The organism is uncultured Caballeronia sp., assembly GCF_964243625.1.
Lineage (GTDB): Bacteria > Pseudomonadota > Gammaproteobacteria > Burkholderiales > Burkholderiaceae > Caballeronia.
This window is the reverse complement of the sequence record NZ_CAXTGZ010000240.1, coordinates 1-8,472: the sequence shown is the minus strand read 5'-3', so window position 1 is coordinate 8,472 and position 8,472 is coordinate 1. Positions and strand designations below refer to the sequence as shown.

At 57.9% G+C, this 8,472-nt stretch carries 11 protein-coding genes; 5 read left to right on the top strand and 6 right to left on the bottom strand.

Annotated elements, in window-relative coordinates:
* A partial coding sequence (locus ACFFAR_RS17120; protein ID WP_174364065.1) for an SIS domain-containing protein occupies window positions 1-255 on the bottom strand: 255 nt, incomplete at its 3' end.
* A 147-nt stretch (window positions 256-402) separates the two neighbouring features.
* Entirely contained in the window at window positions 403-798 is a 396-nt protein-coding gene (locus ACFFAR_RS17115) for a YraN family protein (RefSeq protein ID WP_375508174.1), read from the bottom strand.
* Window positions 799-825: 27 nt separating this feature from the next.
* Between ACFFAR_RS17115 and rsmI the strand changes: the two genes are divergently transcribed.
* A complete protein-coding gene (rsmI, locus tag ACFFAR_RS17110) occupies window positions 826-1,737 on the top strand; it encodes a 16S rRNA (cytidine(1402)-2'-O)-methyltransferase (protein ID WP_062170346.1) in 912 nt (303 codons plus the stop codon).
* Between the two features lie 58 nt (window positions 1,738-1,795).
* On the opposite strand, the gene ACFFAR_RS17105 is transcribed toward rsmI, so the two are convergent.
* Window positions 1,796-2,425: a septal ring lytic transglycosylase RlpA family protein gene (locus tag ACFFAR_RS17105; RefSeq protein WP_174364067.1), complete on the bottom strand. Its 630-nt coding sequence runs from the start codon at window positions 2,423-2,425 to the stop codon at window positions 1,796-1,798.
* Between the two features lie 403 nt (window positions 2,426-2,828).
* Between ACFFAR_RS17105 and ACFFAR_RS17100 the strand changes: the two genes are divergently transcribed.
* The 3 genes from ACFFAR_RS17100 (at window position 2,829) to ACFFAR_RS17090 (ending at window position 4,943) form a co-directional block, all read left to right on the top strand.
* Window positions 2,829-3,743, top strand: coding sequence for an MBL fold metallo-hydrolase (locus ACFFAR_RS17100; RefSeq protein ID WP_375508173.1), 915 nt, complete (start codon window positions 2,829-2,831; stop codon window positions 3,741-3,743).
* A complete protein-coding gene (locus ACFFAR_RS17095) occupies window positions 3,740-4,390 on the top strand; it encodes an exonuclease (protein WP_174364068.1) in 651 nt (216 codons plus the stop codon). Before ACFFAR_RS17100 ends, ACFFAR_RS17095 begins: the two co-directional genes overlap by 4 nt.
* A gap of 94 nt (window positions 4,391-4,484) precedes the next feature.
* A complete protein-coding gene (locus ACFFAR_RS17090) occupies window positions 4,485-4,943 on the top strand; it encodes an Lrp/AsnC family transcriptional regulator (protein ID WP_062168666.1) in 459 nt (152 codons plus the stop codon).
* 15 nt (window positions 4,944-4,958) lie between these two features.
* Here ACFFAR_RS17090 and ACFFAR_RS17085 read toward each other — a convergent pair whose 3' ends face one another.
* From ACFFAR_RS17085 to ACFFAR_RS17075, 3 genes are all read right to left on the bottom strand, one after another.
* Window positions 4,959-6,152 (bottom strand): cation diffusion facilitator family transporter, encoded by a 1,194-nt coding sequence (locus ACFFAR_RS17085; RefSeq protein WP_375508172.1) that lies wholly within the window; start codon window positions 6,150-6,152, stop codon window positions 4,959-4,961.
* A 194-nt stretch (window positions 6,153-6,346) separates the two neighbouring features.
* The gene (locus tag ACFFAR_RS17080) at window positions 6,347-6,652 is read right to left on the bottom strand and encodes an H-NS family nucleoid-associated regulatory protein (RefSeq protein ID WP_062168663.1); all 306 of its coding nucleotides are present in this window, start codon (window positions 6,650-6,652) and stop codon (window positions 6,347-6,349) included.
* A gap of 385 nt (window positions 6,653-7,037) precedes the next feature.
* Window positions 7,038-7,703: a HugZ family protein gene (locus tag ACFFAR_RS17075; RefSeq protein WP_062170345.1), complete on the bottom strand. Its 666-nt coding sequence runs from the start codon at window positions 7,701-7,703 to the stop codon at window positions 7,038-7,040.
* A 156-nt stretch (window positions 7,704-7,859) separates the two neighbouring features.
* Here ACFFAR_RS17075 and ACFFAR_RS17070 point away from each other — a divergent pair.
* A partial coding sequence (locus ACFFAR_RS17070) for an MFS transporter (RefSeq protein ID WP_375508171.1) occupies window positions 7,860-8,472 on the top strand: 613 nt, incomplete at its 3' end.

The window sequence follows — 8,472 nt, the reverse complement described above, 5'->3', positions numbered from 1 at the left end:
CAGCGCATTTGCATCGAGCGAAATGGCAGGCAAGCCAGGACGCTCACGCTCGAACTGTCCAACGAGCGTGGCGACGAGCCGCTGTGCATTGGCTGCCGATCCGCCGTTGCCGCACGCGAGAATGCGCGAACCGTTGGCAAGCGCGCCGAACAACACGTCGATGGCGGCGGCAATGGGAAACGCAAGCGCATCAGTTGCTTCGCGTTGGACGGCCGCGCTTTCGCGGAAATGCTGCTGGATTCGTTCGACGGACATCGACTCTCGGTTAACGGCCGCGACCAGGCGCGGTGATTCAGTGATGGGTTACGTCGGAGGTTTGCGAGCCCGGCGTCCTGGCACTTCGGGCTCCGCGCAGTTTACCGCACTCGTTGTCCCCCATACTCAAGATACACACGGCTTGCGCTAGTTATCCGCACGAAAAGCATCGCGCAGCCAGACGATACGGCCCGCGTCGAACGCGATCACGTCAAATCGGCACGCGGGCAACGCGCCGCGCCAGGTCATCAGATAATGCTGCGCCGCGAGAACCAGCCGCCTCTGCTTGTGTGCGCCGATGCTTGCCGCCGCAGCGGCAAACTGCCGGCTGCGCCGCGCCCGCACCTCTACGAACACCAACGTGCGCGCGCTGCCGATCTCACGCATCACAAGATCGATCTCGCCGCCGCGACACGTGAAATTGCGCGTGACAAAGCGCAGCCGCTGACGCTGCAAATACTCCAGCGCGCGCTCCTCGAACGCGCTTCCGATCGTTTTCGACACCCCGTTCCCCAAAAAGTTGTATCGGATCGCGTGGCACAATGCGTTCTTCGCATGCCGCCCGCCCTCATGACTCCACTCTCCGAACTTGCCCAGGGCCAGCAGTTTCCGGCTGGCGCGCTCTACATCGTCGCGACGCCTATTGGCAATGTCGCGGACATCACGGTGCGCGCGTTGCACGTGCTCGGCCTGGCCGACCGGGTGGCCGCCGAGGACACGCGCAACACGTCGCAACTGCTCTCGCGCTATGGCATTTCGAAGCCGACCATAGCGGTACACGAGCACAACGAGCGCAGCGCCGCCGAGCACGTCATCGCGCATCTGCGTAATGGCGAACGTATTGCATGTGTCTCCGATGCTGGCACGCCCGGCATATCGGACCCAGGCGCAAAACTCGTCGATGCCGTGCGCGAAGCCGGCTTTCCCGTCATCCCGTTGCCAGGCGCAAGCGCGCTCACGACCGCGTTGAGCGTGGCGGGCGCGTGGGTTCACACCTTCTCGTTCATCGGCTTTCTTGCGACCAAGACCAAACAGCGCGACACGCAACTGCACTCGTTGCTCACGCACGTACCCGCGCTCGTGTTCTACGAAGCACCGCATCGGATAGTGGAGACGGTGCAGGCGCTTGAACGCGCGTTCGGCGGCGATCGGAAACTGCTGATTGCCCGTGAGCTGACCAAGTTACATGAGAGCATTCACCAATGCACCCTGGCCGAAGGGCCAACGTGGTTAGCCGCCGATGCCAACCGGCAACGCGGTGAATTTGTACTGGTGGTGGAAGGGGCGCCGCAGCAGGAAGCCGCCGATGACGCGCACGACGCGTTGCTCGAGACCTTGCTGCAAGAATTATCGGTCAGCAGTGCGGCGCGGCTCGCGGCCACGTTGACGGGTGCATCGCGCAACGCGTTGTACACGCGCGCGCTTGCGATGGACAAAGCGCGCAGCGGTGATCAGGACGCGGAGGAATCGTCCGTCGAATAGAAAACGGGCCGTTGCAATAACGGCCCGCTTGTTTGTGATGCTCGGCAGATCAAGCCTATCAGTCAGTCGAAGAGAGCGACGCGAGCGATTGCTCCCGCGCCAGTCGCGCTTCTTGCTGCGTCAGCCCTTCGATCTTCACTTTTCCAATGCCTGCGCCACGCATACCCAGCGCAGCGGCCGCCGCATAGGACAGATCGATTACACGGTTTCCGACGTACGGGCCGCGATCGTTGATCTTGACGACCACCGACTTGTTATTGCTTTGGTTGGTCACGCGAACCCACGAAGCCAGTGGCAACGTGCGGTGCGCCGCGGTCATGGCGTGCATGTCGTAACGCTCGCCGCTGGCGGTCTTGCGGCCATGAAAACCACGGCCATACCAGGATGCGCGGCCCTGCTGCTCGAAGTCGCCGACATTCGGACCGGCGGTGATCGGCTCTGCATTGGCAAGCGAGGACGCATCGGCCGAATGATCGGTAGACGATGGAATCGAGTTCAGCCGGGAATCGTAAGCCAGCGGTGTTGCGGCGTGAGGGGAACTGGACTTCGGTGCTGCAGCGTTCTTCGTGACCTGCGTTCCGGTGTTCTGGATGCCGGCCTGATCGCCACCGCTCGGTGGCATTGCGCAACCCGTGAGGATTGCTGCGACAAAAAGACTCCCGAAATGCCGAGTGAGTCGTACATTCATAGACGTGTAATCAACGGTTCGAGCCGCCTGTTCCGTCTGCTATTTCTCAGACGGTATTAGACAACTCAAGGCTTTCCGCGCGACAGCAGACGTCGCTCGAGAATTCGACCGACGCGCGTATCCACGGGAACGGCGTACCTCGCCGCACAAGCCCGGTTAGTTTTCACGTCTGGCGCAACCTGTCCCCGGCAGCCTGACCAGACCCCACATGCCGCCATCGAACGTGGCAAACACGTTCTTGCGCGATAAACAGCACAGGAACGGCGGCGTAGGCCCCATCCAGCGTTACGGCAGCTAAGGCCATGAGCGGGTGCTTCGCACCCGGCTGGACAAGACGTGCACATCGATCGGAATCGATGCTTGATTGCGATTTCAAAGCGATTTGCTTCGAACTGCGTACTTGATGGCAATTGTAGAAAGCGCTGATGGCGCTCCCAACCTGCCCATTGATGGCATGCTCAAACCATGCACAAGTGAACCGATTATACCCAAAAGCTCCAGCCGACCCTCCATTCAAGCACAATTTGTTACTCATTCTCTCTGGGAGCGTAAAAATTGCGGATTTTTCCTAATTGTTGCGCACGCGTTAGATCGATCGGCCAACGCTGCATGCGCAGCCGCAGCCATTGTTTACGCCCGCTACAATGAACGTTTTACATGCTGGTTGCTATCCATGAAGGTCACCCTGATTCCTGTGACACCCTTTCAGCAGAACTGCTCCATCGTTGTGTGCGAGGCAACCGGGCGCGCAGCAATCGTAGATCCGGGCGGGGATGTCGACCGGATCATTGAAGCGGTCGCCGAACTCGACGTAACCATTGATAAAGTGCTGCTTACCCACGGTCACCTCGATCATTGTGGCGGCGCCAAGGCAATCGCCGATCACTACGGCGTCGTGATCCATGGCCCTCACAAGGAAGACGCTTTCTGGATCGACCAATTGCCCGAGCAGAGCAAGCGCTTCGGCTTTGGCGAAGCCCAGGTGTTCACGCCCGAGAGGTGGCTGGAAGAAGGCGATACTGTTAAGTTCGGCGAAGAAATCATGGAGGTCTATCACTGCCCGGGGCATACGCCCGGCCATGTGGTGTTCTTCAGCCGCGAAAACCGGCTTGCGCTGGTAGGTGACGTCCTGTTCGCGGGCTCGATCGGACGGACCGATTTCCCGCGCGGTAACCACGCCGACCTCGTGCGCTCCGTACAAGAAAAACTCTGGCCTCTCGGCGACGACGTCACGTTCGTGCCGGGACATGGTCCCACTTCAACGCTAGGCCACGAACGCCGAACCAATCCCTACGTCGGCGACAGGAAAACTGCATGAGCACCGCCATCCCTGAAATCTATGTCAGCACGGATGTCGAAGCCGACGGCCCGATTCCGGGTCCTCATTCGATGCTCAGTTTTGCATCGGCGGCTTATACGGAGAACAAGGAATTGATCGCCACGTTCTCGGCCAATCTGGAAACGCTTGAAGGCGCCGCGCCTCACCCAGTCCAGGCCGCGTGGTGGAAGACGCAGCCCGAAGCGTGGGCTGCGTGCCGGACGGATCTGCAGCAACCACTCGCCGCAATGCAGGCTTACGTCAAGTGGGTCGAGGCGTTGCCCGGCAAGCCCGTGTTCGTGGCGTACCCGGCGGGTTTCGACTTCACCTATATGTTCTGGTACATGATGCGTTTCGCCGGAAGCTGCCCGTTTTCGTGGTCGGCGCTGGATATCAAGACACTCGCTTTTGCGCTCACCGACCTCCCCTACCGGAAGGCCATCAAGCCGCGCTTGCCCAAACACTGGTTCGACGAACATCCGCATACTCATGTGGCGCTGGACGACGCCATCGAACAGGGCGCGCTCTTCTGCAACATGCTGGCCGAGTTGCGCGCTCAACGCGCCAGGCTGGCATCGCTCAAAACCGCCGGCGAAACGACCGGCGGCAACGGCGACGAAGCACAAAACGCGCAGTCTGGGCAATGAGTTAGGGAATATTGCTCACGACAGGCGTTTGACATTGCGCATCCTTTCTGCCACCTCTACTATTGGAGTTGGTAACGGCCGAAAGGAGGCGCAGTTGACTCTCGATACGTTCTCACAAAAAATCCTGCGACTCCTGCAGCTCGATGCCCGGCGTTCGGTCCAAGAAATTTCCGATCAAGTGGGGCTCTCCAGCACCCCTTGCTGGCGGCGCATCAAGGATATGGAGCAATCAGGTGTGATTCAGCGCTACACGGCGCTGCTCGATCGCGAGAAACTCGGCCTGCATGTTTGCGCGCTCGCGCATATCCACCTCACTCGACATACGGAGGGCGGCGTCGAGCAATTCGAACGCGAGATCATCACGTGTCCTGAAGTCACCGAGTGCTACAGCACCACAGGCGAAGCCGATTACATTTTGAAAATCGTCGCGCCCGATATCAAGTCGTACGACGCATTTCTGCATGACCGCATTTTCAAGATCCCGGCGGTAGCGCAGGTTCGGACCAGCGTAGTACTTCGTGAAATCAAGTTCGATACCCAATTACCGCTCTGATCACGCGGTAGTAACTCAGCCAAGCACCCGGCCGTCTTCGAGCGGCCGGGCTTGCGGCGACAACTCCGGCTGCACACTGCGGGCAAGTCGGATCTGTCGCACGCCAAGCTCTTTCCTGAGGGTATCGAAATCTATCTGTCTCAGCTTCCCGATCTGAGCATCGCTTGAATCGGAGGGAAGCAGCACATCGATTTCAAACCCGCTGCTCAGATAATGCAAGTTGAGTTGATCGAAGCTCATTCCCTGCGCACGCAGCAACCCACTCACAGCATCGCTCACCGCAGAGCGCGTTGGCAACCGCGCAGGCGGCGGGCTGATGTCGTCGTTTTCCGGGTCGACATGAATCAACGCGTCGACCACGCGCGTATTCGTGAGCAAGCGCGCTCGCGCCGATTCAGCGATGTAATGGCCCTCGGAAACCGAGATCAGCGGATCGACCAGAATATGCGCATCGACTTGAGCAAGGTCACCCATTTTTCGTGTGCGCAATTCATGGACGTCGCGCACGCCTGGCGTTCCCATTAACAAGATACGCAGTTTTTCGGATTCAGCCTGGTCGAGGGCGCGATCGGACAAATCCTGCAGAGCGTCCCATCCGAAGGTCCAACCCATTCGGGCGACCATGAATCCCACGATTGCGGCGGCGATAGGATCGAGCAAGCGCCAGCCCGCCATGCTGCCGATAATCCCGATTCCCACCACTAATGACGACGCCGCGTCCGAACGTGCATGCCATGCATTTGCAATGAGCATGGCGGATCGGACACGTTCGGCCGCACGCAACATATAACGAAATAAAAGTTCCTTCGAAACAAGGACGATGACTGCAACCACGAGTGCACTCGCATGGACCTGCGGAATGTCTTGGAGATTCGTGATGCGCTCGCCGGCACGCCATAACATTCCGATGCCGACCGCAATTAACAATGCGCCGAGAAATAATGAAGCGACTGTTTCATAGCGGCTGTGCCCGTAATTATGGTCATCGTCCGGGGCCGCAGCACTTCGTTTGTTTGCCAGCAATACGACAAAATCGGACACAAGATCGGCCAACGAATGAACACCGTCGGCAATAAGCGCCTGGGAATGAGCAAATACGCCCACAACGATCTGCGCACTCATCAGAACGCAATTGAGCGCGATGCTGGTAAAGGTTGTTTTACGCGCGACCTCATGCTTCTCAGCGGTGCGCGCTGTTGATAGCGGCATTTCATTGCTCGGAGTGTTTGTACGAGCAATCTTACCAAGGCGAACGGGAAACGGGATCGCTAAACGACCATAAAAACCTTTTAAATCATCGATTTAAAAGAAACGCGACGCGTTCTCAGTCAGCCGCCCATATCATCCGGAAACAAAAAAGCCGCACTGCTTTGCAGGTGCGGCTTTTTTAATATGAAAAGACCTTACTTCTGGATCAGAAAATTGTCGCGTTCCTGACCGGCAATCCACTTTGGGGGCTTACCGCGGCCCGACCATGTGCTACCGCTATCCGGATCACGATATTTCGGCGCCACGCCAGCGCGCGGACGTGCTGCGTTTTTCAGATTCTTACCGCCGCGACCACCCGCCAGTTCGGCAAGCGTGATCCCGTAGTCGGTCATTTTCTGCTTGATTTCATTGAGAACTTCAGCGTATTCCCGCGACTTCGCTTCTTCAATCTGTCGCTCGAGATTTTCGCGCTGCGCGAGAAGTTCCTTGTAAGACGTCATGATGTTTTCCTTTGGTTTGCAGTGTACGAGTCAAGTGCCCGCTTGGGGTTATATTGTAAAGCCTCTCAATGGATCGCAGATTAACACAACCACGGCTTTATGCGTGTTTCAACACACTCGATCTAAATCGATTCAGCCAAACGGGTGTGGGTAACATTTGGTGCGATTCTTTAAATGGTCCGCACTTTCCATTCATCCAACTTACATCTTTGAATGAATGCGGAAAATCTTTCACAAAATGGGAATACTCTTAAAACGAGTCGCTTAAACCTTCCATCCGATGCGAGCTTGCGCTAGAAACCCTCCAGACAATGAGCGTTTCCTGTAATCAAGTGACATAACAGCACGCGTCTGCATAGGTTTGCGAGGTCTGGAGTTCAGACAATCACCTATGCCGTTCAATACAATCGATCAGCGCAGCATTCAATTCGGCTTGCGTGTCTTTCGGTTTATCAAAGGTGAAACGATTGCGCACGCCTGAGCTTCTTAGATCACAACCGTATTTGTCGACGCCGATTAGTTCAAGTTCCGGCGGCCGCAACGAACAATCGGAAAATAATTCCAGCAGGTGCAATTCATTCTCTTCGGATATTGCTTCAGATTCATCGAGGGCAGTTCCGTCCAGCCAGCCCATTGCGCCAAACCCGCCTATATAACGCATGCGTTCAACTGACATTACCCAGAAAGTGAAGTCGCCCAGTTCGAGATATCGGGCAGCATCAGGGTGATATCGAAGATAACGGCGCGACAGTTCAGACATGGATTCTGCCGGGGCTTGAGAAAAAGAACCGAGCATTGTCAGACGCTGGCCTTCGAGAACGGCATCGCTCGCTGAGTGAGCTATGAGAAAACCGGCTCGCGCATCCGACTGAAGGTTTCGCGTGTGTTCGGCCAGATGGCTGATCAAGACCATCGGCACATGCGCCGATGTAGGTGCGAAGGGCAATGCCGTGGGATAGGGATAACCGTGCGGCTCGCGGGAATGTGTGGCGAGCGTGCCACTGGACGCCTGATGCAACAAATGCAACGGCGCGTGCGACGGAATATTCAAGGCGAACCTCATCAGGAAGCCAAACCAGGATCTCGATGTGTTCAGACAAGCGTATCGACAACGCGTTCGATAGAATCGAAAGCTTCGTCGGGTAAATAATTGCATCAACGTTATTGAACCGGCCTTCAAAACGAAGATATAACGAGAGCGAGTTCCGTGTCTGAATCAGTTTCCAGCGCCCCCGCCGCCAGCTCCGATACCGTACAAGCCGCGCACAGGAGGCTCCCGGCCAGGAAGCGTGAGCGCGCCCGGTACGCCACCATGGCCGTTTTCTTCATTGCGGGGATGTTGTACGCCTCGTGGGGCGTCCATGTTCCCACCGTGCGCGATAAGTTTCACCTCAGCCCCGGCGCGCTTTCAATCGCGTTGCTGGCGGTCGCCGCAGGCTCGATCATCGCAATGCTCACAAATGGCCGGTGGATCGGCCGTGTCGGGACGCGCCGCGCGTGTCTGGCAGGCGGTATCGGCATGACGGTGTTTGGGGCGCTCATTCTAGTCGCGCCGTTTTACTGGCTTCTGGTGCTCGTGCTGGCGCTGTTCGGCTTCAGCATGGCCACGCTGGATGTCGCCATGAACGCCGAAGCAAGCGCCGTAGAAGAGGCGCTCGAGCGCCCGATCATGTCGTCGCTGCACGGCATGTTCAGCGTCGGCGGGATGGCGGGCGCCGCAGCGGGCGGCGCCATGCTCGCCCACGGCCTGCCGCCGGTCGCGCATCTTGCGCTCGCGTGCGTGGTGAGTCTGGTCGTACTGCTGGTATCAATGCCCAATG

What these genes read in the sequence shown, in the direction of transcription:
- ACFFAR_RS17080 (WP_062168663.1), bottom strand. Translation starts at nt 6,652, where the DNA reads ATGACGTCTTACAAGGAACTTCTCGCGCAGCGCGAAAATCTCGAGCGA.
- ACFFAR_RS17100 (WP_375508173.1), top strand. Translation starts at nt 2,829, where the DNA reads ATGGCAATTGTAGAAAGCGCTGATGGCGCTCCCAACCTGCCCATTGAT.
- rsmI (WP_062170346.1), top strand. Translation starts at nt 826, where the DNA reads ATGACTCCACTCTCCGAACTTGCCCAGGGCCAGCAGTTTCCGGCTGGC.
- ACFFAR_RS17085 (WP_375508172.1), bottom strand. Translation starts at nt 6,152, where the DNA reads ATGCCGCTATCAACAGCGCGCACCGCTGAGAAGCATGAGGTCGCGCGT.
- ACFFAR_RS17095 (WP_174364068.1), top strand. Translation starts at nt 3,740, where the DNA reads ATGAGCACCGCCATCCCTGAAATCTATGTCAGCACGGATGTCGAAGCC.
- ACFFAR_RS17105 (WP_174364067.1), bottom strand. Translation starts at nt 2,425, where the DNA reads ATGAATGTACGACTCACTCGGCATTTCGGGAGTCTTTTTGTCGCAGCA.